At 74.4% G+C, this 21,560-nt stretch carries 17 protein-coding genes; 4 read left to right on the forward strand and 13 right to left on the reverse strand.

Features of this window, described 5'->3' with window-relative positions; translation table 11 throughout:
• Positions 1 to 195 precede the first annotated feature (195 nt).
• Entirely contained in the window at positions 196 to 570 is a 375-nt protein-coding gene (locus HDA31_RS22285) for a PH domain-containing protein (protein ID WP_178063725.1), read from the forward strand.
• Between the two features lie 22 nt (positions 571 to 592).
• Here HDA31_RS22285 and HDA31_RS22290 read toward each other — a convergent pair whose 3' ends face one another.
• Positions 593 to 1,519, reverse strand: a complete 927-nt coding sequence (locus HDA31_RS22290) for a 2-hydroxyacid dehydrogenase (protein ID WP_178063724.1) — start codon at positions 1,517 to 1,519, stop codon at positions 593 to 595.
• Between the two features lie 55 nt (positions 1,520 to 1,574).
• Between HDA31_RS22290 and HDA31_RS22295 the strand changes: the two genes are divergently transcribed.
• Positions 1,575 to 2,756 carry a PQQ-dependent sugar dehydrogenase gene (locus HDA31_RS22295; protein WP_376701461.1) on the forward strand — a complete coding sequence of 394 codons (1,182 nt, stop codon included), beginning with the start codon at positions 1,575 to 1,577 and terminating at the stop codon, positions 2,754 to 2,756.
• 71 nt (positions 2,757 to 2,827) lie between these two features.
• On the forward strand, positions 2,828 to 4,354 hold the full coding sequence (locus tag HDA31_RS22300; RefSeq protein WP_178063722.1) for a metallophosphoesterase: 1,527 nt from the start codon (positions 2,828 to 2,830) through the stop codon (positions 4,352 to 4,354).
• A gap of 38 nt (positions 4,355 to 4,392) precedes the next feature.
• On the opposite strand, the gene HDA31_RS22305 is transcribed toward HDA31_RS22300, so the two are convergent.
• Together HDA31_RS22305 and gatB are read right to left on the reverse strand one after the other, a co-directional pair.
• Entirely contained in the window at positions 4,393 to 6,750 is a 2,358-nt protein-coding gene (locus HDA31_RS22305; protein ID WP_178063721.1) for a thiamine pyrophosphate-binding protein, read from the reverse strand.
• A gap of 119 nt (positions 6,751 to 6,869) precedes the next feature.
• The gene (gatB, locus tag HDA31_RS22310; RefSeq protein WP_178063720.1) at positions 6,870 to 8,366 is read right to left on the reverse strand and encodes an Asp-tRNA(Asn)/Glu-tRNA(Gln) amidotransferase subunit GatB; all 1,497 of its coding nucleotides are present in this window, start codon (positions 8,364 to 8,366) and stop codon (positions 6,870 to 6,872) included.
• 133 nt (positions 8,367 to 8,499) lie between these two features.
• Between gatB and HDA31_RS22315 the strand changes: the two genes are divergently transcribed.
• Complete coding sequence (locus tag HDA31_RS22315; protein ID WP_178063719.1) at positions 8,500 to 8,814, forward strand: hypothetical protein; 315 nt, start codon at positions 8,500 to 8,502, stop codon at positions 8,812 to 8,814.
• Here the strand turns inward: HDA31_RS22315 and HDA31_RS22320 are convergent.
• The 10 genes from HDA31_RS22320 to mnmA form a co-directional block, all read right to left on the reverse strand.
• Entirely contained in the window at positions 8,799 to 9,428 is a 630-nt protein-coding gene (locus HDA31_RS22320) for a DUF4276 family protein (protein WP_178063718.1), read from the reverse strand. The genes HDA31_RS22315 and HDA31_RS22320 overlap by 16 nt on opposite strands.
• Entirely contained in the window at positions 9,428 to 10,822 is a 1,395-nt protein-coding gene (locus tag HDA31_RS22325) for an AAA family ATPase (RefSeq protein WP_178063717.1), read from the reverse strand. Before HDA31_RS22325 ends, HDA31_RS22320 begins: the two co-directional genes overlap by 1 nt.
• 12 nt (positions 10,823 to 10,834) lie before the next feature.
• Complete coding sequence (gene gatA / locus HDA31_RS22330; RefSeq protein WP_178063716.1) at positions 10,835 to 12,310, reverse strand: Asp-tRNA(Asn)/Glu-tRNA(Gln) amidotransferase subunit GatA; 1,476 nt, start codon at positions 12,308 to 12,310, stop codon at positions 10,835 to 10,837.
• Positions 12,307 to 12,612, reverse strand: a complete 306-nt coding sequence (gene gatC / locus HDA31_RS22335; RefSeq protein WP_007075103.1) for an Asp-tRNA(Asn)/Glu-tRNA(Gln) amidotransferase subunit GatC — start codon at positions 12,610 to 12,612, stop codon at positions 12,307 to 12,309. The genes gatA and gatC overlap by 4 nt, the downstream gene beginning before the upstream one ends.
• Positions 12,613 to 12,764: 152 nt before the next feature.
• Positions 12,765 to 15,164 carry an EAL domain-containing protein gene (locus tag HDA31_RS22340; protein ID WP_178063715.1) on the reverse strand — a complete coding sequence of 800 codons (2,400 nt, stop codon included), beginning with the start codon at positions 15,162 to 15,164 and terminating at the stop codon, positions 12,765 to 12,767.
• 190 nt (positions 15,165 to 15,354) lie between these two features.
• Positions 15,355 to 17,490: an NAD-dependent DNA ligase LigA gene (gene ligA / locus HDA31_RS22345; protein WP_178067146.1), complete on the reverse strand. Its 2,136-nt coding sequence runs from the start codon at positions 17,488 to 17,490 to the stop codon at positions 15,355 to 15,357.
• 337 nt (positions 17,491 to 17,827) lie between these two features.
• Positions 17,828 to 18,841, reverse strand: a complete 1,014-nt coding sequence (locus HDA31_RS22350) for an ADP-ribosylglycohydrolase family protein (protein WP_178063714.1) — start codon at positions 18,839 to 18,841, stop codon at positions 17,828 to 17,830.
• Between the two features lie 48 nt (positions 18,842 to 18,889).
• Positions 18,890 to 19,258 carry a VOC family protein gene (locus HDA31_RS22355; RefSeq protein WP_178063713.1) on the reverse strand — a complete coding sequence of 123 codons (369 nt, stop codon included), beginning with the start codon at positions 19,256 to 19,258 and terminating at the stop codon, positions 18,890 to 18,892.
• Positions 19,259 to 19,294: 36 nt separating this feature from the next.
• Complete coding sequence (locus tag HDA31_RS22360) at positions 19,295 to 20,299, reverse strand: uroporphyrinogen decarboxylase/cobalamine-independent methonine synthase family protein (protein WP_178063712.1); 1,005 nt, start codon at positions 20,297 to 20,299, stop codon at positions 19,295 to 19,297.
• Positions 20,300 to 20,425: 126 nt separating this feature from the next.
• Positions 20,426 to 21,499 (reverse strand): tRNA 2-thiouridine(34) synthase MnmA, encoded by a 1,074-nt coding sequence (gene mnmA / locus HDA31_RS22365; protein WP_074473737.1) that lies wholly within the window; start codon positions 21,497 to 21,499, stop codon positions 20,426 to 20,428.
• Between the last annotated feature and the right edge of the window lie 61 nt (positions 21,500 to 21,560).

Consider the following 21,560-nt stretch of genomic DNA (forward strand, 5'->3'; position numbering starts at 1 on the left):
GCCACCCGGCGGACGGGTCCGCCGACGTCGTGGCGCGGCGCGGCGGATGGAACCGCCCAACACGGGAGAACGATTCATCGTCACCGCCGGACGCGGGCGCGGCGGACCGGGTGGGCGTGATTCGGGTCACTGCGTCCCGCCGGCCGCCCGACGCCCGGCCGGCGGGTCGCACCGGCCGGGTGGGATCATCTCCGGGTGCGTACCGAGACCGTCCGCTTCCGCCACCACCAGGCGATCCTGGTCGCGGCGGTGATCGCCTTCATCGGGGCCCTGCCGCTGGCCAGCGCCGGGTGGTATTTCCTGCCCGTGCTGCTCGTGCCGCTGGCGGTCGGCGTCTGGGCCTGGCGGGCCGGCACCGAGGCCGACGCCCGCGAGCTGCGCCTGCGCGCGCTCGCCGGGCAGCGGCGCGTCACCTGGGACCGGGTCGTCGAGCTGGGCGTCGACGCCCGGGGCCGGGCGGTCGCCCGGCTCGACGACGGCGAGCTGGTCGTGCTGCCCGGGGTGCGCGGCAGCGAGCTGCCCCGGCTCGTCGCGGTCACCGGCCAGCCCCTGCCCGGCCGGGCCGCCTGAGCCGTCCCCCCGGGCCGGCGGGTCAGTAGCCGTCCGTCACCGCGTTCGCCAGCGGCTCGCCCGCGGCGAAGCGCCGGACCTGCTCGGCCACCAGCCGGTACGCCCGGGGCAGCAGCCCGCGCACCGAGCCGGCGACGTGCGGGGTGAGCAGCACGTTCGGCAGCTCCCACAGCGGGTGGTCGGCGGGCAGCGGCTCCGGGTCGGTGACGTCCAGGGCGGCCCGCAGCCGCCCGGCGGCCAGCTCGGCGACCAGCGCGTCGGTGCGGGCCACCGGGCCGCGCGCGGCGTTGACCAGCAGCGCGCCGTCGGGCATCGCGGCGAGGAACTTCTCGTCGACCAGGCCGCGCGTCGCGTCGGTCAGCGGCACCAGCAGCACCACCACGTCGGCCGCGGGCAGCAGCGCGGGCAGCTCGTCGACGCCGTGCACCCCCTCGGCGGGGCGGGCCGTCCGGGCGACCAGGGTGAACGTCACCTCGAACGGGGCCAGCCGGGCCCGCACCGCCGCGCCGATCGACCCCGCCCCGACGATCAGCACCCGCTTGCCGGCCAGCTCGTCGGTCGGGCAGAGCCGGTCGTACGCCCACTCGCGGCGGGACCGGGCGACGGCGAAGTCGGGGAAGCCGCGCACCTGGGACAGGATCGCGGCGACCACCCACTCGGCCGTGCCGACGTCGTGCACGCCCCGCGCGTCGCAGAGCGTCACCCCGGGCGGCACCCGGCCCGCCCAGGCGTCCGCGCCGGCCGAGAGGAGCTGCACCACCCGCAGGTCGGGCAGCTCCCCGAGCAGGGCGGTGGCGTCCACGCCGGAGAGGAACGGCGGCACCCAGAACCGGACGCCGGCCACCCCGGAGGGCAGCCGCGACGGGTCCTCGGCCACCTCGACGGTCACCCCGGGCGGCACCTCGCCGAGGAGGGCGCGGCCGGCGGGGTGCGGGATCCAGACCTTCACGAACGCCGACGATAGCCGGTGCGGGCCCCGTCGCGGCACGGCCGGGGCGGCTAGGCTGGGCCGGGTGAGCACCGGTGCCCCGTACCACCGCAAGAGCCCGCTGCGGGCGGTCGTCGCGGCGTCCTGCGCGGCGCTGCTGCTGGCCGCCGCCGGGTGCAGCTTCGGCGAGCCGGAGCCGGACCCGGCCGGCGAGCCGCCCAACCTGCCCACCCCGTCTGTCTCCGCGCCCGCCGGGGCCGGTCAGCAGGTGGTCACCACGGTGCTGGCCAAGGGGCTGCGGGTGCCGTGGGGCATGGCGTTCCTGCCCGACGGCGGGGCGCTGGTCACCGAGCGCGACAGCGGCCGGATCCTCCAGGTCGGCCCCGGGTCCGGGCGCGAGGGGCTGACGGTCACTCCGGTGCGGACGGTGCCGGGCGTGGTGCCCGGCGGCGAGGGCGGGCTCATGGGGATCGCGGTCTCCCCCGACTACGCGACCGACCAGACGATCTTCGTCTACCACACCGCCGCGAACGACAACCGGATCGTCAAGCTGGACCTGGACGGGGCGCCCACCCCGATCCTGACCGGCATCCCCAAGGCCGGCATCCACAACGGCGGCGGGCTCGCCTTCGGCCCGGACGGCTTCCTCTACGCGAGCACCGGCGACGCCGGCAACCGGGAGGCCGCGCAGGACCAGAAGAACCTGGGCGGCAAGATCCTGCGGATCACCACCGCCGGCAAGCCGGCCCCGGGCAACCCGTTCGCCGGCTCCCCCGTCTGGTCCCTGGGCCACCGCAACGTGCAGGGCCTGGCCTGGGACGCCGGCAAGCGGATGTACGCCGTCGAGTTCGGCCAGAACACCTGGGACGAGATCAACCAGGTCACCAAGGGCGGCAACTACGGCTGGCCCCAGGTCGAGGGCCAGGCCGACGACAGCCGGTACGCCGACCCGCTGGTGCAGTGGCCCACCTCCGACGCCTCCTGCTCGGGGCTCGCGGCGGCCGAGCGGCTGCTGGTCACCGCCTGCCTGCGCGGGCAGCGGCTGTGGCTGGTCGAGCTGACCGACACCGGCGCCGTGCTCGGCCAGCCCCGGGAGCTGCTGACCCGCCGGTACGGCCGGCTGCGCGGCGCGATCGCCGCCCCGGACGGGTCGATCTGGGTCACCACCTCCAACCACGACGGGCGGGGCCAGCCGGCCCCCGAGGACGACCGGATCCTGCGGCTCGTCTTCACCGACGGCGGCGCGGGCCGCAGCTGACCCGCCGCCGCCAGCAGGGCCGGAATCCCGGGTTTGCCAAGATCCTTCACTGGGCAGGTCAGAATCTCAGCATGGACGGGCAGGAGAACGAAGAGCGCAGCGCCGGCGAAGCCGTGCCCCGCAGGGCCGGGCGCGGCCGGGTCCGCCGGGCGGGGGTGGTCCTCGCCGTCCTGGTGATCGCCCTGGCCGGGGCGGTCATCGGCACCCTCGCCGGCGGGCGGGTGCACACCGACATCGGGCCGTTCCGCGCGGAGCTGAGCATCACGCCTTCGCTGGAGGGCGGCACCACCGTCGACATCCCGCCGCTGGGCGCGCTCCAGCTCGACAGCCACGACGGGCCCACCCACCTCACCGTCGGCCTGGGGGCCCTCGACCAGCGGCGCACCGAGGCGCTGATCGACGACCCGGCGAGCATCAGCCGGGCCAGCCAGTCCGCCGTCACCGACGTCCGCAACGGGGTGCTGCGCCTCGGGCTGCGCACCGTCGGCGCGGCGGTGCTGGTCACCCTCGTCCTCGCCGGGCTGGTGTTCCGCGACACCCGGCGCACCGCCTGGGCGGGCGGGCTGTCGCTGCTGGTCACCGCCGGCAGTCTCGGCCTGGCCGCCTCCACCATCCGGCCGCAGGCGATCGAGGAGCCCCGGTACGAGGGGCTGCTGGTCAACGCGCCCGCGATCGTCGGTGACGCCCGGCGGATCGCCAACGACTACACCAAGTACGCCGAGCAGCTCCAGCGCCTCGTCGGCAACGTCAGCCAGCTCTACACCACCGTCTCCGCGCTGCCGGTGTACGAGCCAGCCCCCGGCACCACCCGGGTCCTGCACGTCTCCGACATGCACCTCAACCCGACGGGCTGGCAGCTCATCCGCACGGTCGTGGAGCAGTTCGGCATCGACGTGGTGATCGACACCGGCGACATCACCGACTGGGGCAGCGAGCCCGAGGCGTCGTTCGTCGGCTCGATCGGCCTGCTCAAGAAGCCGTACGTCTACATCCGGGGCAACCACGACTCGGGCAAGACGGCCGCGGCGGTGGCCCAGCAGCCCAACGCGATCGTGCTGAACAACTCGACCACCACCGTCGCCGGGCTGACCATCGCCGGCATCGGCGACCCGCGGTTCACCCCCGACAAGGAGACCTCCCCGGCCGGCAGCGGCCTGACCAGCGAGGTCGCCAACCAGGTGATCGGGGCCGGCGACCAGCTCGCCGCCACCGTGCGCAAGTCGCCGAGGCCGGTGAACATCGCACTGGTGCACGACCCGGCGTCGGCCGGCCCCCTGTCGGGCACCTGCCCGCTGGTGCTCGCCGGGCACACCCACGCCCGGCAGATCTCCAAGCTGCCGCAGGTGCCGGGCCAGATGCCGACGCAGCTGATGGTGGAGGGGTCCACCGGCGGCGCGGGGCTGCGCGGCCTGGAGGGTGAGAAGCCCACCCCGCTCTCGATGACGGTGCTCTACTTCGACAAGGACAAGCTGCTCCAGGCGTACGACGACATCACCGTCGGGGGGACCGGGCAGGCGCAGGTCAACCTGGAACGGCACGTGGTGCAGAACCCGAAGGCCGGCGACCCGGTGCCGGTCACCCCGACCCCGACCCGCTGAGGGCGGGCCCGGGTCGGGGCGGGCGGCGGGGGGCGGGGTCAGCGCAGCGACAGGGCGGCCAGGGCCGCGTTGACGATGCTGCCGGGCAGCAGGTCGTGCAGCTCGTACAGCTCGCGGACGCTGCCCGACTGGCCGAACTCGTCCACGCCCAGCGGCACCGCCGGGGCGCCCACGGCCGAGCCGAGCCAGGCCATCGCGTGCGACGCGGCGTCGTGCACCGTCACCACCGGCACCCGGTCGACGAACGCCGACCGCAGCGCCCCCGGCACGCTCGGCACGGTGGCCGTCCGCACCCCCTGGCGCAGCGTGCGCTGCCACGCCCGGTAGAGGCGGTCCAGGCTGGTCACGTCCACCACGTGCGCGGCCACGCCCTCCTCGGCCAGCTCGGCGGCGGCGGCCAGCACCTCCGGCAGCACCGCGCCGGAGGCGGCGAGCTGCACCACCGGCGCGTCGGCCAGCTCCGGGTGCGCCGCGTGCGCGTCGACCAGCCGGTACGCCCCGGCGACCGCCTGCCGGCGCAGCACCGCGTCGCCCAGCCGGGCCCGGGCCGCCTCGAAGGGCGCCTGGTCGATCGGGCGGGTGCTGAGCCGGAAGTAGTACGCCCCGTCCTCCACCGGCGCGGCCGTGCTGGCCGGCGTGCCACCCGCGGCGATCTGCCCGAGGGCGTCGCAGAGCAGCCAGTCGAGGGTGGCCGCGTACGCGGGCTCGACGAACGTCACCCCGGGCAGCTCCAGCCCCACCGACGCGGTGATCGTGGACTGGTGCGCGCCGCCCTCGGGAGCGAGGGTGACGCCCGACGGGGTGCCGGCGACCACGAACCGGGAGCCCGAGTAGGTGCCGTAGAGGAACGCGTCGAGGCCGCGCAGCACGAACGGGTCGTAGACCGTGCCGACCGGCAGCAGCGGCTGCCCCGACAGGTCCCACGACAGGCCGAGCTGGCCGAGCAGCAGGAACAGGTTCATCTCCGAGATGCCCAGCTCGATGTGCTGCCCGGCGGGGCTCTCGGTCCAGCGCAGCATCCGGTCCTCCGTCCAGGACCGCTGCTCGGTCGGGGCGAACACCCCCGTCTTGTTGATGAACCCGGCGAGGTTCGTCGAGGTGGCCACGTCGGGCGCGGTGGTCACCAGGTAGGGGGCGACGGCCTCGTCGCGGGCCAGCTCCACCAGCACCCGACCGAAGACCTCCTGGGTGGAGACGGGCTTGCTCGCGCGTACCCTCGTGGTTTCCGGCACGGCGACCGGCAGTGCCCGCCCGGCCGGCGGTCGGGACAGCGCCTCCCGGCGCGCGCCGGCCCGGATGCCGGCCGGCGACGCCGGGTCGAGGCGGTCCCACTCGGTGGCGGGGGTCAGGCCGTGGGCGGCGCGCAGCGCGTCGACCTGCGCGGTGGTGAGCAGCGCCGAATGGTTGCGGGGATTGCCGGCGATGGGCAACCCCCAACCCTTCACGGTGTACGCGAAGACGACGCTGGGCCGGTCGGTGACCGCGTCGCACTGGGCGTACGCGTCGAGCATCGCCTGCAGGTCGTGCCCGCCCAGGTCGGTGACCAGCGGGGCCAGCTCGTCGTCGGCGACGTCGGCGATCAGCCCGGCGATGCCGGCCGGCGCGCCGTCGCAGAACCGCTCCCGCAGCGCCGGCCCGGCCAGCCCGAACAGCGACTGGTACTGCTCGTTGGGCATCGCGTCGATCCAGTCGCGCAGCGCCTCCCCGCCCGGCCGGGCGTACGCCCGCGCGAGCCGGCGGCCGTACTTGACCTCGACGACGTGCCAGCCGGCGGCCTCGAACTGGCCGCGCCACTGGTTGATCCGCACGCCGGGGACGACCCGGTCGAGGGACTGCCGGTTGAAGTCGACCAGCCACATCACGTTGCCCAGGCCCGTGGTGGCGGGGTCGGCGACGGCCTCCCAGATGTTGCCCTCGTCCAGCTCGGCGTCGCCGATCAGCGCCACGAACCGGGAGCGGGGGCGCGCGCCGAAGTGCGCGTCGACGTACCGGCGGGTGACGGCGGCGAACAGCGGCGCGGCGGCGCCGAGGCCGACGGAGCCGGTGGAGAAGTCGACGCCGTCGGGGTCCTTCGTGCGCGACGGGTACGACTGGAGGCCGCCCCGGGCGCGCAGCCGCGTCAGGTAGGACCGGTCGAGGTTGCCCAGCAGGTATTGGATCGCGTGGAACACCGGCGAGGCGTGCGGCTTCACCGCGACCCGGTCGGCGGCGTCGAGGTGGGCGAACCACAGCGCGGTCATGGCCGTGACCAGCGACGCGCTGGACGCCTGGTGCCCGCCGACCTTCACCCCGTCGCCGGTGTCCCGGTCGTGGTTGGCCGCGTCGACGATACGGGTGGCGAGCCAGAGCACCCGCCGCTGGATCTCGTCGAGGACGTCGAGGTCGTGCTGGTTCACGGGGTTGCTCCATCCGGGCGTCGCCGTTGACGCCCCGCGCGGGGTGTGGGGGTGGGTGTGGGTGTTAGGAAGGGCCCCTTCCTAACGCTTTCTGTATAGGAAGGGGCCCTTCCTTCGTCTCAGGCGCCGAGGCGGGAGAGGATCAGCTCGCGGACCGTCTTCGCGTCGGCCTGGCCGCGGGTGGTCTTCATGACCGCGCCGACCAGCGCACCCGCCGCCGCGACCTTGCCGCTGCGGATCTTCTCGGCGATGTCCGGGTTGGCGGAGATCGCCTCGTCCACGGCGGCGGTGAGCGCTCCGGTGTCGGAAACGACCTCCAGGCCCCGGGCGGTCATGATCTCCGTCGGCGAGCCCTCGCCGGCCACCACGCCCTCCAGGACGCCCCGGGCCAGCTTGTCGTTGAGCTTGCCCGCGTCGACGAGGCCCTGGAGCTCCGCGACCTGCGCCGGGGTGGCCCCGACGTCGGCCAGCTCCACGCCCGTCTCGTTGGCCCGGCGGGACAGCTCGCCCAGCCACCACTTGCGGGCGGCGGCGGGGGTCGCCCCGGCGGCGACGGTCGCCTCGATCAGCTCGACCGCGCCCGCGTTGAGCACCGACTGCATGTCGGCGTCGGAGAGGCCCCACTGCTCTTGGAGGCGGCGGCGGTGCAGCCGGGGCAGCTCCGGCAGGGCCGCCTTCAGCTCGGCCACCCAGGCGGCGTCCGGGGCGAGCGGCACCAGGTCCGGCTCCGGGAAGTAGCGGTAGTCCGTCGCGGTCTCCTTGGACCGGCCCGGGGTGGTGTCGCCGGTGTCCTCGTGGAAGTGCCGCGTCTCCTGGGTGATCCGGCCGCCCGCGTCGAGCACCGACGCCTGCCGCAGCATCTCCGAGCGGACCGCCCGCTCCACCGAGCGCAGCGAGTTGACGTTCTTGGTCTCGGTGCGGGTGCCCCACTCCTGACCGGGCAGGTTGAGGGAGGTGTTGACGTCGCAGCGCAGCGACCCCTCCTCCATCCGCACGTCGGAGACGCCCAGCGAGCGGATCACGTCGCGCAGCTCGGTGACGTACGCGCGGGCCACCTCGGGGGCCAGCGCCCCCGTGCCGGGGACCGGCTTGGTGACGATCTCCACGAGCGGGATGCCGGCCCGGTTGTAGTCGACCAGCGACTCCGTCGCGCCGTGGATGCGGCCGGTGGCCCCGCCGACGTGCAGGGTCTTGCCGGTGTCCTCCTCCAGGTGCACCCGCTCGATGCCGATGCGCACCAGTTCGCCGCCCACCTCGACGTCGAGGTAGCCGTCGACGCAGAGCGGCTCGTCGTACTGGCTGATCTGGAAGTTCTTCGGCATGTCCGGGTAGAAGTAGTTCTTCCGGGCGAACCGGCACCACGAGGCGATCGAGCAGTTGAGCGCCAGGCCGATCCGGATCGTCGCCTCGATCGCCGCCTTGTTGGCCACCGGCAGCGAGCCGGGCAGGCCCAGGCAGACCGGGCAGACCCGGGTGTTCGGCTCGCCGCCGAAGTCCGTCGGGCAGCCGCAGAACATCTTGGTGTTCGTGCCCAGCTCGACGTGGGTCTCCAGGCCGATCACCGGCTCGTAGCGGGCGACGACGTCGTCGTACGCGGGCAAGGTCGTCGTGGTCATTGAGACGCTCCAGGCGCGATCCGGACAGAACCGGTCCAGCCTAATGGGTTGCCGGGCCGCCCCTTCCCCGGGTTTCGCCATCCTGGCCCGTCGGCAAGGCGTTCGCCAGGCGGCTGCGGGGAAGGAGTAGACCATGACGAATACGAGGGACGACCGATCGGTACACGGCGATGGGGTCGCATCGAGGCGGGCGGAGACCGGGGAGCAGGCTCGCCAAGGCTGGCTGGCGTGGCCGCTGCTCACCGCGATGGTGGCCGGGCTCGCGCTGCTGTTCTTCGGCCAGCGCGCCGTGACGCAGACGACCGGCGCGGTGCTCGCCGTCGCCATGTTCGTGGCGGCCATCGCGAACCGCCGTGCCGCGCTGCAGACCCGCCGCCGGCCGGCTGTCGGAGCGGCGGAGCGGGATGGTCGAGAAGCGCCCGCCCGAGAAGATCAGGCCGGCCGGTAGCCCAGCCGCGCCAGCGCGTCCCGCGTGTCGGACCACCACTGACGGTACGCGGGAACATCGTCGAGCTTGGCCAGCGAGACCAGCTCCCCCAACTGCCCGAAATGATCAGTCGTGGAGCGGCTGACCCGCCCCATGATGTCGTTGAGCAGTTTCTTGGGGTCGGCGATGCGCTCCACACGTCGCGGCTGGGTAGGCAGCCCCATCTCCCTGTCAGTCCAGCGGACGCCGAGCGCGCTTCGCAACGCGTCGCCGTCGGTCAGCAGCCATGCTTCCGTCTCGCGGACCGGCACTACGGCGATCAGTTGCTCCGCTCGTTCTCCCCACATCTGCCGCAGCGGATTCAGCCATTCGGCGACGACCCGGTCGGCGTTGGCACCGTGGTCGTGGTGAAAGAACACGAGCGAGAAACTGGCCCGGTTCTGCTCGACCAGCCTGATCACATCCGCCGTCGAGCAAGGGCCCTTGCGGTCCCGCAGAGGCTGCACATCGGCGACCTCGACCGCGTCCTCGAACTCCGTCTGGCACAGCTCGGTCAGTGCCCTGGCCAGCAGCCTCGGCAGGAACTGATCATCGGTGACGCCCTCGGACACCAGCGCGGAGGTGAGATACCGCATCAGTTGTCCAACTCCGCCATCACCTCGAACTCAGCGATCTCCCGAGGACTCACCACGGAGCCGACGTCCAGCCCATCATCGATGGTCATCTGCTGAGCACCTGCGATCCACCGCCATCGGCTGACCCGGCTGCCCGGTCTGCCGCGTTGCACGCGACTCACCACGTCCATGAATACCGCGTCGGCGCGCCGGCTCGCCTGCACGGGTTCCAGCGCACGGAGGATTGCCGGGGAATGACTGCTCAGAACAAGTTGGGTCAGAGCGATGTCGCCGGCACCGGCTGACAGGGCCCGGTCGACAAGGCTCCGGAGATACCTCACGAACTGCGCGAGACGCTGGGGAAAGATGCCGTTCTCCGGTTCTTCGAAGCAGATGAGTCCCGCGCCTCGTGGATCGTAGAGAGCTGCCAACAGAGCGATCGCACGAAGCGTGCCGTCCGAGGCCACCCTCGCCGAAAAGGGTGCTTCCTCCCGGGTGACCACCTCGACCTGTCGTTGCCGACGCGAATCGTCCTCGGCCAGACGGACCCGGACGACACCGGGAATGACGGCCGCCAGGTCGGCTGAGAGATCATTCAGAACGCCCTCGAGCCGCTCCGCGCTGCCTGTCTCGTCCGCCAGCCGGCGGAGGGTGTTCGCCAGGTGCCCGCCGTTGGCTGCCAGGCTGTCCGGATCGTCGTACGAGTCCGGGGTTCGCAGCGCACTGGGGTCGAGATGCAGCAGACGCCACGACTGCATCTCGCGCTTGAGCGCGTAGAGCAACGGGAAGTCTGTGGCGGTCGCCAGGCTCGACAGCACCGTCGCCGTGGCGGCGGTGGCAGGCAGCCTTCGCTTCCGCCCCTGGTTGCCCTGCTGCCGGATGCTGAAGACCGGCCGCCCCTGGTCGTCGCGTTCGGTCTCCAGCGGATCGGCACCAGGTCGGTAGGCGGCCAGCCGCTTCCGTTGCTCGATGGCGAACCGGTCGTCCATCCACTTGTCGTCCGTGCGCCGGATCCGGCGTACCGCCTCGTGGATGACGTACGGGCGCTGCATCCCGCTGGTACCGGTGGATCGCAGCTCGATCCTCAGCTCGTAGCGGAGCCGGGAATGGTTGACCTCCGCCGTGTCGCCGAACGCGTCGGTGACCGAGCGGCCCAGCAACACCTCGACAGCGAAGGACATCTCGCCGACCACCGTGCCATCGGTGTGCTTGTGGAAGAGATCCACGACGTCACCCCGCATGTGCTGGGCTGCCTCTAGGACCGGGTCACCCGCCAGCCTGCTCAGGAACTGAATCGCGTCGAATAGGTTCGACTTGCCCGCCGCGTTCCGTCCGATGATCACAAGGAAGGGCGGGATGTCCAGCGAGAACTCGCGGAACGACTTGAAGCCGTCGATCTCGATTCGCGTGAGCATCCCGCCCGCCCCTCACAGTGCCGGTGGGGTGAACGTGCCGACCGCGGACTCCAGCGCGGCGGCGACCCGGTACATCCGGTCGTCGGCCATCGTCGGGGCCATGACCTGGAGGCCGACGGGCAGCCCCTCGGAGAGCCCGCACGGCACCGAGATGCCCGGCCCGCCGTACAGGTTGGTGGGGATGGTGTAGAGATCGGCCAGGTACATCTGGTACGGGTCGGAGGTGCGCGCGCCGATCGGGAACGCCACGAACGGGGTGGTCGGCGAGATCAGCGCGTCGACCCGCTCGAACGCGGCGGTGAAGTCGCGGGTGATCAGGGTGCGGACCTTCTGCGCCTGCCCGTAGTAGGCGTCGTAGTAGCCCGAGGAGAGCGCGTACGTGCCGAGCATGATCCGGCGCTTGACCTCGGGGCCGAAGCCGGCGTCCCGGGTCAGCGACATGACCTCTTCGAGGGACCGGTTGCCGTCGTCGCCCTCGCGCAGGCCGAACCGGACGCCGTCGAAGCGGGCCAGGTTGGAGGAGCACTCGCTCGGGGCGATCAGGTAGTACGCCGGCAGCGCGTACGTGAAGTGGGGGCAGGACACCTCGACGATCTCCGCGCCGAGCTTGGCCAGGGCGTCGACGGAGTCGCGGAACGCCGCCGCGACGCCCGGCTCCGCGCCCTCGCCGGAGAACTCGGAGACCACGCCCAGCTTCACGCCGGTCAGGTCGCCGGTCGCGCCGAGCCGGGCGGCGGCGACCACGTCGGGCACCGGCTGCGGGACGGAGGTGGAGTCGCGCGGGTCGTGGCCGCCGATGGCCGCGTGCAGCAGCGCCGCGTCGAGCACCGTACGCGCGCACGGGCCGGGGGTGTCCAGCGAGGAGGAGAACGCCACCAGGCCGTAGCGGGAGGTGCCGCCGTAGGTGGGCTTCGCGCCGACGGTGCCGGTCACCGCGCCCGGCTGGCGGATCGAGCCGCCGGTGTCCGAGCCGATGGCCAGGGGCGCCTCGTACGCGGCGAGGGCGGCGGCGCTGCCGCCACCGGAGCCGCCGGGGATGCGATCGGTGTCCCACGGGTTGCGGGTCGGCCCGTACGCCGAGTATTCCGTGGAGGAGCCCATCGCGAACTCGTCCATGTTGGTCTTGCCGAGCAGCACCGTGCCGGCGGCGCGCAGCCGCTGCACGATCGTCGCGTCGTACGGCGGACGCCAGCCTTCGAGGATCTTCGACCCGACGGTGGTCGGCACGCCCTTGGTGGTGAGCACGTCCTTGACGGCGACCGGCACGCCCGCGAGCGGGCCGAGTTCCTCGCCGGCGGCCCGGCGCTCGTCGACGGCGCGGGCGGCGGCGAGCGCGCCGTCGGCGTCGACGTGCAGGAAGGCGTTGACCCGGTCGTCGACGGCGGCGATGCGGTCCAGGTGGGCCCGGGTCACCTCGACCGCCGAGGTCTGGCCGTCGGCGACGAGGCCGGCGAGCTCGACGGCGGTCAGCTTGGTCAGGTCGGTCATGACGCCACATCCTCGTCCAGGATCCGCGGGACGCGGAACCGCTGCTCCTCGGCGTCGGGCGCGCCCGACAGGGCCTCGGCCGGGGTCAGGCCGGGCACCACCACGTCCTCACGCAGCACGTTGGTCAACGGCACGGAGTGGGACGTCGGCGGGATGTCCGCCGCGGCGACCTCGCCGACCTGGGCGACCGCCTGGAGGATCGTGTCGAGCTGGCCGGCGAAGGTGTCCAGCTCCTCCTCCGTGACGGCGAGCCGCGACAGTCGCGCCAGGTGCGCGACCTCCTCGCGGGAGATGGCGGCCATCAGTGCCCCCTTCTGGCTGTCTGTCCTGCTGCATCTGGCGGTGGCTTGCCGCGCGCCGGCAACGACGATGACGCGCGGTGACCGCAGCGAGTCTATTGCCCGGCACGGGCCGGGCGTCCCCGACTCCCCCTGCGGCCGGCGCGGCGGCGGGGTCAGCGGGCCTGCGGGGGGCGGCTCTCCGCCTCGCGGGCCGCCGGCCGCAGCGGCCGGTAGCGGGCCAGCCAGTCGGTCAGCTCCCCGGCGGGCATCGGCCGGGCGTAGAACCAGCCCTGCGCCACGTCGCAGCCGGCGGCGTGCAGCAGCCGCCAGGTGCGCTCGTCCTCGACGCCCTCGGCGACGACCCGCAGCCCGAGCGCCCCGGCCAGCTCGATCATCGACCGGACGATCGCGGCGTCGTCGGCGTCGTCGGCCATCCCGAGCACGAACGACCGGTCCACCTTGACCTCCGACAGGGGCAGCCGGCGCAGGTGCTGCATGCTGGAGTAGCCGGTGCCGAAGTCGTCCAGGGCGATGGCGACGCCGATGGCGTGCAGCCGCGAGATGGTGGCCAGCACCCGCCGGGGGTCGGCCATCAGCGCGCCCTCGGTGATCTCCAGTTGCAGCCGGTCGGGCCGGACGCCGTAGCGGGCCAGCCGGTCGGCGATCTGGTCGGCGATCTCGCCGGTGTGCAGGTCCCGGACGCTGACGTTGAGCGCGGCCCGCAGGGTGATCCCGGCCGCCGCCCACTTGGCCAGCTGCTCCACCACGTCGTCGACGACCCGGCGGGTGAGCAGCCGCATCACGGCGCTCTGCTCGGCGACCCGGATCAGCTCCTCCGGGTCGACCATGCCCCGGCGCGGGTGCCGCCAGCGCAGCAGCGCCTCGACGCCCACCACCTCGCCCGTGGCGATGGCGACCTGCGGCTGGTAGTACATGGTGATCCGCCCGACGCCCTCGACGTCGCCGCACGCCGGCCCGGCCTGCGGCGCCGGCCCCACGGCGTCCGCCCCGCCCGGCTCGGCGTCGGGCCCGGCGGCCCGCCGCCGGATCGGGTCGGCGGCGGTGACGATCCGGTTGATCAGGTCGTCGGGGTGGTCCGGCTCCGCGCGTTGCCGGTGCCGGCGGGCCCGCCACCGGCCCGGCCCGGCGGGCGTCGGCCGCCCCGCGTCGACCGGGCCGCCCGCCGCCGCGGGGAGGGCCGCCGGCAGCGCGGCCCCGTCGCCGCCGCGCGCACCGACCGGCGCGTCGCGCTCCGCCGCCCCGGCCGGCCCCGCCTCGAGTACGCGCCGCAGGTCGGCCAGGAGCCCCAGCCGCTCGGCCGAGTTGTGGTCGGACTCGGCGGCATACACGGCGATGGTGTCGTTGCGGTGCTTGGCGTCGTACATGGCGACGTCGGCGTGGCGCATCAGGGTGGCGAAGTCCTCGCCGTGTTCGGGATACATGGCGATGCCGATGGAGCCCCCGACGTCCAGCGGCAGCCCGTCCAGCGACACCGGCTCGGCGAGCGCGGCGACCAGCCGCTCGGCCGTGGCGCGGGCGGCGTCCACGCCGGTGAGCCCGGTGCTGACGATGGCGAACTCGTCCCCGCCGAGGCGGGCGAGCAGGTCCCGCTCCCCCACCGCGCCGGCCAGCCGGGCGCTGACCTCGATCAGCAGGCGGTCGCCGACGGCGTGGCCGAGCGCGTCGTTGACGTTCTTGAACCGGTCCAGGTCGATCAGCAGCAGCGCGAGGTGGGCGTCCGGTTCGTTGCGCGCGGACCGCTCGGCGTGCAGGTGGACCTGCTCGGCGACCTCGGCCAGCAGCGCCTTGCGGTTGGGCAGGCCGGTGAGCGGGTCGAGCGCGCCGAGTTGTTCCTGCTCGGCGGCGAGCCGGGCCATCCGGTACACCGCGAACAGCGGCACCAGCACCAGCGGGATCAGCGCGGCGCTGGCCCGGGCGGCGGCCACCAGCACGGGGGCGAGCAGCAGCAGCGACCCGGTGGAGATCAGCTCGTAGCCCAGGCCGGACCGGACACCGGGCCACCAGCGGTCCGCGAAGCGCAGCCGGATGGCGGTGCTGACCAGGCCGTAGTTGACCGCGAACCAGACGGCGGTCGCCCCGCCCACCGCGAGCACGTCGACCGCGCGCAGCCGCCCGCCGGCGAAGATGCTCCCCGGCCCGAGCGCGGTGACCGCCGAGGCGGCGGCGAGGGCGCAGGCGTACTGGGCGGCGTTGAAGCCGGAGCGCCATCCGGCGTGCCCCATCCGCCAGCCGGAGACGACCACCGCCACGGTCTGCACGGCCACCGCGGGCCCGAGCCCCCAGCCGAGCAGGATCGCGAACGTGAAGCAGGTGGACGGGAAGACCGCCGACGACTGCCGCCGCCCGGGCGGCACGAACGGCCGCGCGTCGCAGACGACGGCGAGCGCCGCCATCGTCCAGAACGCCGCCGGCAGCTCGTTGAGCCGGCCCGCCAGCGCGGCCAGCGGCCCGACGGTGAGCAGCGCCGCCAGCGCGGCGACGGCGGCGACGAAGCCGAAGAAGGACGTCGCCCGTCCCGGCGGGACGGAGTTTCGCGGATCGGCGGCCTCCATCGCACCTCCCGGGCAGCGGTCACGGCGGGCCCTGCGCCCGCCGTGACCACCATGAAACGCTCTGGGTGCCGCTTTTCAGAGATGACAGCCGCGAATCGGTCCTAGTCGTAACTAACTTGGTATACGCGGCCAGGTCCGGTCAAGGTGTACGAGCGGCCGCCCGTCGCGGGCCGCCGCGCTCCCGCTCGGGTCACTCGCCGACCCGGGCCACCTCCCGGGCCGCGTCCGGCCCCTGGTCGAGCAGGACCCGGAAGCCGTCCTCGTCGAGCACCGGCACCTTCAGGGTGGCCGCCTTGTCGGCCTTGGAGCCCGGGTTGTCGCCCACCACCACGAAGCCGGTCTTCTTGGAGACCGAGCCGGTGACCTTGCCGCCCCGGACCTGGATCGCCTCGGCGGCCTGGTCGCGGGAAAACCCGCCGAGGGTGCCGGTCACCACGACCGTGAGCCCCTCCAGCGGGCGCGGCCCCTCGTCGACGGCCTCCTCGGCCATCCGTACGCCCGCCTCGGCCCACTTGCGCACCACCTCGCGGTGCCAGTCGACGGTGAACCACTCGACGATGCTGGCCGCGATCGTCGGGCCCACGCCGTCGACCGAGGAGAGCTCCTCCTCGCTGGCGGCCTGGATCGCCGCCATCGACCGGAAGTGCCGGGCGAGGGCCTGGGCGGCGGTCGGGCCGACGTGCCGGATGGAGAGCCCGACCAGCACCCGCCACAGGTCGCGTTCCCGGGCCACGGCGAGGTTGTCGAGGAGCTTGGTGGCGTTGCTGCCGAGGCTGCCGTCCTTGTTGACGAAGAACGGCGACTGGGCCAGCTGCTGCGCGTCGAGGCCGAACAGGTCGCCCTCGTCGGTGATGACCTGCGCGTCGAGCAGCGCCGCCGCGCCCTTGTAGCCGAGCACCTCGATGTCGAACGCGCCCCGGCCGGCCAGGTGGAACACCCGCTCGCGCAGCTGCGCGGGGCAGCTTCGGCTGTTGGGGCAGCGGATGTCGACGTCCGCCTCCTTCTCGGGCCGCAGGGCGGTGCCGCAGGAGGGGCAGGTGGTCGGCATGACGAACGGGCGGGCGTCGACGGGGCGCAGGTCGACCACCGGGCCGAGCACCTCGGGGATCACGTCGCCGGCCTTGCGGATCACCACCGTGTCGCCGATGAGCACCCCCTTGCGCTCGACCTCGTGCGCGTTGTGCAGGGTGGCCTGGGCCACCGTGGACCCGGCGACCAGGACCGGCTCCAGGATCGCGTAGGGCGTGACCCGGCCGGTGCGCCCGACGTTGACGGCGATGTCGAGCAGCTTGGTGTTGACCTCCTCCGGCGGGTATTTGAAGGCGATCGCCCAGCGGGGGGCCCGGCTGGTCGAGCCGAGCCGGCCCTGGATGGAGACCGGGTCCACCTTGACCACGACCCCGTCGATCTCGTGCTCGACGTCGTGCCGGTGCTCGGCGTAGTAGGCGATGAACCCGGCGACGCCGGCCAGGTCGGGCACGACCCGCCAGCGGTCGCTGGTGGGCAGCCCCCACGCGCGCAGCGCCGCATAGGACTCGGACTGCGCGGTCGGCGTGTAGCCGCGCCGGGCGCCGATGCCGTGCACCACCAGCCGCAGCGGCCGGGACGCCGTGACCCGGGGGTCCTTCTGCCGCAGGCTGCCGGCGGCGGCGTTGCGCGGGTTGGCGAAGGGCGCCTTGCCCTGCTCGACGAGGCTCGCGTTGAGGTCGGCGAAGCCGGCGATCGGGAAGTAGATCTCGCCGCGCACCTCGACGAACTCGGGCACCTCGGGAAACTCGTCGGACGGCGTCAGCCGGGCCGGCACGTCGCGGATGCTGCGGACGTTGGCCGTGACGTCCTCGCCGGTGCGCCCGTCGCCCCGGGTGGCGGCCCGGACCAGCCGGCCCTTCTCGTAGGTGAGGTTGATCGCCAGCCCGTCGACCTTGAGCTCACAGAGGTAGGGCACCGGGCCGCCCGCGTCCCGCTCCACCCGCTCGGCCCAGGCCGCCAGCTCCTCGTCGGCGAACGCGTTGTCGAGCGAGAGCATCCGCTCGGCGTGGGTGACCGGCGTGAAGTCGGTGGAGAAGGTGCCGCCGACCCGCTGGGTCGGCGAGTCGGGGGTGCGTAGGGCGGGGAACTCGGCCTCCAGGGCCTCCAGCTCACGCAGCTGCCGGTCGAAGTCGGCGTCGGAGACGGTGGGGGCGTCCAGCACGTAGTAGCGGTACTGGTGTTCGGTCAGCTCCTGGCTGAGGGTGGCGTGCCGCTCCCGCGCCTCGGGGGTCGGCTCGGGGCCCGCCGCCGCCTCCTGCGCCGGGCTCACCTGCTGTGGAACGGCTTCCTCGGACATGCTGCCGGCTTCGGACACCGCGTCGACCTCCCTGTTCACGCTACCCCCGCACCGTATCGGGACGGTGGGACAATCCGCGGCCTGGGCGGCGCAGCCGACGTCACGCGAGGGAACACGGGTGCGTGCGGCAGCTAGGGAGCTGAGTCGGATACGACATCACCGCCCGCCGCCGACCGCCGACCCGCCCCACGCCCCGCCCGGCCGATGGCGCACCGTCGGGCGCGTCGCCACCCGGCAGCCGGGCTGCCCCGCAGGACGCTGATGTCGTATCCGACTCAGCTCCCTATGCGCCGGCGGGAGTCGTCCACGCCCCGGCACGGCTGGACCACGCGGGCAGTCAGTCGAGGGCGGCGGCGAGGGCGGCGAGCTGGTCGGCGTACTCGATGCGGGCGGCCCAGTCGGTCGGCCAGGCCGGCAGGCCGTACGCCGCGCCGACGAACGCGCCGGCCAGGGCCGCGATGGAGTCGGAGTCGCCGGCGGTGGTCGCGCCGCGCGCCAGCGCGCCGACCGGGTCGTCGGCGTGCCACAGCGCGCAGAGCAACGCGGTCGCCAGCGCCTCCTCGGCCACCCACCCCTCGCCGGTACGCCGGCAGGGGTCGTCGCCGTCGTCGGGGCGGGTCAGGGTGGTGGTCAGGCGGCCCAGCGCGCCCAGGCACTCGTCCCAGCCCCGGGCGATGAACTCCTGCGGCGAGTCGACGCCGGGGCGCTGCCACAGGTCGCCGAGCCAGTCCGACCGGTAGACCCGGCGCTGCTCCCGGGCCCGGTCGGTGAGCAGCGCCGGCAGCTCGGCCAGCGCCGCGCCGTCGCGCAGCAGGCGCACCGCGTACGCCGTCAGCTCGCTCGCGGCCAGCCCAGTCGGGTGGCCGTGGGTCAGGCCCGCCTGGAGCTGGGCGAGGCCGGCCAGGGTGTCCAGGTCGACGGCGAGCAGCCCGACCGGGGTGACCCGCATGTTGGCCCCGCAGCCCTTCGAGCCGGCCACGGTCGCCTCCTGCCAGCGCACCCCCCGGGACAGCTCCGCGCAGGCCCGCAGGCAGGTCATGCCCGGCGCGCGGTTGTTGTCGGGGCTGACCGCCCAGGCCAGGAAGCGCTCGCGCAGCAGCGGCTCGACCGCCGCCGGGGTGTACGCGGGCGCGTCGTGCAGCGCCCAGCCCACCGCGAGCGCCATCTGGGTGTCGTCGGTGACCAGCGCCGGGTCGCCCGCCAGCTCCCGGGGGCCGGACGGGCCGTACCGGCGGTGGATCTCGGCGACGGTCAGGAACTCGGTCGGGCGGCCCAGCGCGTCACCGTAGGCCAGGCCGAGCAGCGAGCCGGAGGCCCGCCGGAGCGAGGAGTCGATCACCCGTGTGATCATGCCGCGCCCCGGCGGTCCCCGCCATGTGGCGGGACACAACCGGGCCGGTCAGTCCCAGCAGAGGCAGAACGGGTGGCCGGCCGGGTCGGCGTAGACCCGGAACCCCTCCCCCTCGCCGTCGAGCCGGCGCGCGCCCAGCGCCAGCACCGCCCGCTCGGCCGCCTCAATGTCGGTGACGGTGACGTCGAGGTGGAGCTGCTGCGGCCGCTCCGGGTCGGGCCAGGTCGGCGGGCGCAGGTCGGGGGCGCGCTGGAAGGCCAGCCGGGGGTGTTGCCCCACCGGGCCGCCGAGCACCACCCACTCGTCGCCGTCGGAGTCACCCTCCGCCAGCGGCAGGCCCGTCAGCTCGGCGTAGAACGCCGCGAGGGCACGGGGGTCGGGGCAGTCGACGACCGTGGTGCGCAGTTGTCCGATCATGTGCGTCATCCTGCCCACGGGGTGCGACAGGAAACCTCAGTCCTCGGCGAGCCGCCGGCCCGCGTCCCGGCACGCCGCGAGCACCGCCCGGACGTGCTGCGGCGTCGCCCCGGCCAGGCCGCAGGCAGGGGTGACCACCACCTGCTCGGGCAGCCGGCGACGCGGGAAGCCGAGGCGGTCCCAGAGCTGGCGTACCCGGTCGGCGACCTGGGCGGAGGTCGGCGCGCGACCGCCGGGCGGCGGGGTGGCCGGCGCGGCGCCGGCCAGCAGCCCGAGCCCGGCGTCGATCGCCTCGCCGAGCGGGTCCAGATCCTGCACCAGGGCGAGGTCGAGCGCGACCGCCGCCGCGCCGGCCGAGCGGATCAGCTCCAGCGGGACGTCCGGCGCGCAGCAGTGCACCACGACCGGCACCCCGACGGCCTCGACCACCGTGCGCAGCAGGTCCGCCGCGTCGGGCTGCGCCACCGGCCGGTACGTGCCGAAGCCGCTCTCGGTGGGCACCCGCCCGGCCAGCACGGTCGGCAGGGACGGCTCGTCGAGCTGGAGCAGCACCGAAGCCCGGGGCAGCCGGCGGGCGACCGCCGCGAGGTGGGCACGCAGCCCTTCGGCGAGGGAGCCGGTGAGGTCCCGCACCGCGCCCGGGTCGCGCAGCATCCGGCCGCCGATCGGCAGGTCGATGCCGGCGGCCAGGGTGTAGGGGCCGGCGGCCTGCACCTTGACCGGGCCGGCGTACTCCTCGGCCTGCTCGGCGAGCTGGTCGAGGTCGCGTTCCATCAGGTCCCGGGCCCGGCGCAGGTCCCGCCCCGGGCGGGGGGCGATCCGCCAGCGGGCCGCGTACAGCTCGACGGGCAGCTCCACCAGCAGGCCGCCGGTGCGGCCGATCAGGTCCGCGCCGGGGCCGCGCGCCGGCAGCTCGGGCAGGTGGGGCAGGGCGGGCAGCTCCCCGAGGACGATCCGCTGCGCCTCGGCGATGTCGGTGCCGGGCAGCGAGCCGATGCCGGTCGCCGCGCCGAGGGGCCAGGGCCATGCGCTAGCTGTCACGGGCGAAGGGTACCGGTCGGCGGCCGGCGGCACGCGGCGATGGTCGCACAGCCGGGCACCGCGCCCACGGCGCTGGTCGCATAGCTAGGCACCGCGCACGCGGCGCTGGTCGAGTCGGGCGGCGCGTCAGCCGGCGATGGTGGCCGAGCCGAGCACCACGTCGCCGGCCGGGTCCGGCCGGTACGCGACGACGGCCTGGCCAGCGGCGACGCCGCGCACCGGGCGGCGCAGCTCGGCGTGCAGCGTGTCGCCGGTCAGCTCGACCGTGGCGGGGACCACGTCGCCGTGGGCGCGCAGCTGCACCTCGCACTCGATCGGTCCGCCGGGGCGCTCGCCGCCGGTCCACACGGGACGCTCGGCGCGCACCGTGGAGACCTCCAGCGCCTCGGCCGGGCCGACGGTGACGGTGTTGGTCTTCGGGGTGATGGAGAGCACGTAGCGGGGACGGCCGTCGGGGGCGGGCCGGTCCAGGTGCAGGCCGCGGCGCTGCCCCACCGTGTACGCGTACGCGCCGGTGTGGCTGCCGACCACCGCTCCGGTGAGCGCGTCGACCACCTGGCCCGGCGCCTCGCCGAGCCGGCCGGCGAGGAAGCCCCGGGTGTCGCCGTCGGCGATGAAGCAGATGTCGTGCGAGTCGGGCTTGTCGGCGACGGCCAGGCCACGCCGGGCCGCCTCCTCGCGGACCTGGGCCTTGGTCGAGTCGCCGAGCGGGAAGACCGACCGGTCGAGCTGGGCGCGGGTCAGCACCGCGAGCACGTACGACTGGTCCTTGGCCGCGTCGACGCTGCGGCGCAGCAGCCCGTCGGGGCCGAGCCGGGCGTGGTGGCCGGTGACCACCGCGTCGAAGCCCAGCGCCACGGCCCGGTCCAGCACCGCCGCGAACTTGATCTTCTCGTTGCAGCGCAGGCAGGGGTTGGGGGTGCGGCCGGCCGCGTACTCGGCGACGAAGTCGTCGACCACGTCGGCGTGGAACCGGTCGGCCATGTCCCACACGTAGAACGGGATGCCGAGCACGTCGGCGGCGCGGCGGGCGTCCCGCGAGTCCTCCAGCGTGCAGCACCCGCGCGCCCCGGTGCGATAGGTCTGCGGGTTGCGGGCCAGCGCCAGGTGCACGCCGGTGACATCGTGCCCGGCCTCCACGGCCCGCGCCGCCGCCACGGCGGAGTCGACCCCGCCGGACATGGCCGCCAACACCCTCACCCCGTCACGCTCCCTTCCCCGCTCCGAGCCTACCGGGCCCGGCGCGGCGGCCCCGGGGCAG

Origin of the sequence: Micromonospora carbonacea (assembly GCF_014205165.1) — a bacterium.
GTDB lineage: Bacteria > Actinomycetota > Actinomycetes > Mycobacteriales > Micromonosporaceae > Micromonospora > Micromonospora carbonacea.

What these genes read in the sequence shown, in the direction of transcription:
- HDA31_RS22300 (WP_178063722.1), top strand. Translation starts at nt 2,828, where the DNA reads ATGGACGGGCAGGAGAACGAAGAGCGCAGCGCCGGCGAAGCCGTGCCC.
- gatB (WP_178063720.1), bottom strand. Translation starts at nt 8,366, where the DNA reads ATGACCACGACGACCTTGCCCGCGTACGACGACGTCGTCGCCCGCTAC.
- HDA31_RS22315 (WP_178063719.1), top strand. Translation starts at nt 8,500, where the DNA reads ATGACGAATACGAGGGACGACCGATCGGTACACGGCGATGGGGTCGCA.
- HDA31_RS22320 (WP_178063718.1), bottom strand. Translation starts at nt 9,428, where the DNA reads ATGCGGTATCTCACCTCCGCGCTGGTGTCCGAGGGCGTCACCGATGAT.
- HDA31_RS22325 (WP_178063717.1), bottom strand. Translation starts at nt 10,822, where the DNA reads ATGCTCACGCGAATCGAGATCGACGGCTTCAAGTCGTTCCGCGAGTTC.
- gatA (WP_178063716.1), bottom strand. Translation starts at nt 12,310, where the DNA reads ATGACCGACCTGACCAAGCTGACCGCCGTCGAGCTCGCCGGCCTCGTC.
- gatC (WP_007075103.1), bottom strand. Translation starts at nt 12,612, where the DNA reads ATGGCCGCCATCTCCCGCGAGGAGGTCGCGCACCTGGCGCGACTGTCG.
- HDA31_RS22340 (WP_178063715.1), bottom strand. Translation starts at nt 15,164, where the DNA reads ATGGAGGCCGCCGATCCGCGAAACTCCGTCCCGCCGGGACGGGCGACG.
- ligA (WP_178067146.1), bottom strand. Translation starts at nt 17,490, where the DNA reads ATGTCCGAGGAAGCCGTTCCACAGCAGGTGAGCCCGGCGCAGGAGGCG.
- HDA31_RS22350 (WP_178063714.1), bottom strand. Translation starts at nt 18,841, where the DNA reads ATGATCACACGGGTGATCGACTCCTCGCTCCGGCGGGCCTCCGGCTCG.
- HDA31_RS22355 (WP_178063713.1), bottom strand. Translation starts at nt 19,258, where the DNA reads ATGATCGGACAACTGCGCACCACGGTCGTCGACTGCCCCGACCCCCGT.